The sequence below is a fragment of the Psychrobacter sp. 1Y4 genome, from assembly GCF_051847555.1.
In genome coordinates this window covers 1-1,301 of sequence record NZ_JBPYDE010000081.1, presented here as the reverse complement: position 1 = coordinate 1,301, position 1,301 = coordinate 1, and the positions used below count along the sequence as shown (strand labels likewise).

At 45.8% G+C, this 1,301-nt stretch carries 2 protein-coding genes; one reads left to right on the top strand and one right to left on the bottom strand.

Annotated features, from left to right (window positions below; translation table 11 throughout):
* Positions 1-47: 47 nt before the first annotated feature.
* On the top strand, positions 48-983 hold the full coding sequence (locus ACS8FC_RS14315) for a LysR substrate-binding domain-containing protein (RefSeq protein ID WP_439297249.1): 936 nt from the start codon (positions 48-50) through the stop codon (positions 981-983).
* 99 nt (positions 984-1,082) lie between these two features.
* Here ACS8FC_RS14315 and ACS8FC_RS14310 read toward each other — a convergent pair.
* Positions 1,083-1,301, bottom strand: a 219-nt coding sequence (locus tag ACS8FC_RS14310; protein ID WP_439297248.1) for a universal stress protein, incomplete at its 5' end; no start/stop codon positions are given.

Below are 1,301 nucleotides of genomic sequence, written 5' to 3'. Positions count from 1 at the left end.
ATTCGATAGGGCAGATTAAAAAACTGACATAAGGCATCATCAACATAATGAAAAAATCTGTACAGACATTGCCAAAGATCACACTTAAGCAGCTTGCTGTTTTTGTCAGTATTTATCAGACAGGTAGCACCAGCCGCGCCAGTGAGGAGCTACATTTATCACAATCAGCGGTCAGTAGCGCACTGACAGAGCTTGAGTCTAGATTACAGATGCCGTTGTTTGAGCGCGTTGGTCGCAGGCTTAATCAGCATCCCAATGCCCATCCTATCTATGTACAAGCTCAGGCGATCTTAGGGCAATCGCTCACGCTTGAGCATTATCATCAGTATCAGGCCGGGCAGATTCATATCGGGGCGAGTACCACGATTGGCAATTACGTGCTGCCATCATTGCTTGGCAAACTATATGAAGCGCTACCTGATGCCAACGTCGATATGTATATTGCTAATACTCAGGAGGTAGTGAGTGAGGTTGAGCAGCTCAATATCGATATTGCTTTAGTAGAAGGGATGCCGCGTCCAATAGATATGAAAGCCATTGAGCAGCGCGAATGGCGCACGGATACGTTGATGATATTTGCCAAACGTGATAGTAAATGGCTAAAGAACATCGCTATCTATAGCGAAGATGAGAACTGCTATCAGTTGACCATTAATCAGCTAGCACAGTTGCCGCTACTCGTACGTGAGGCAGGGTCGGGCACACGGCAGATTATCGATGAGCAGTTGCTAAAGTATTTGCCCAATGCAGAGATCGTCAAGGCCATACACCAATCAGAAGCCATCAAGCATATGGTGAGTGCAGACATTGGTCTTGGTTGTCTATCGCAGCATGTAATTGAGACGGAACTCGCGACAGGGGAGCTGGTGCAAGTAAGCGTTGCAGGTATTGATCTTTCGCGGACATGGTGGCTGGTCTGGCATAAAGCCCGTCACCAAAGCCCCATTTGGCAAACTTTTATAGATATTATTCAACAAGATTAACTGAGACAATGTCAAAATATGAGGAATAAAAAAGCGCCGTATCAATCATGATAGGGCGCTTTTTGTTAACTGATAATTCCATATAGCCAAAGCAAATTGCTACGTCGAAACTGGTTTATCAAGTCTTACTACAAAACTGTCGCAAGGCACGTTAGGCAAGATATTATCTGCTGTCGCGCCACTGATCCATGCGGCAATACCAGTGCGCTTATGGCGACCGATGACCAACAGATCGACGTCGTGTTTATGACAGTAGCTGACAATACCTTCACTGCTAGAGATAGCGGTAGTGACTTCTGACGTTGCCGCATTTAGCTG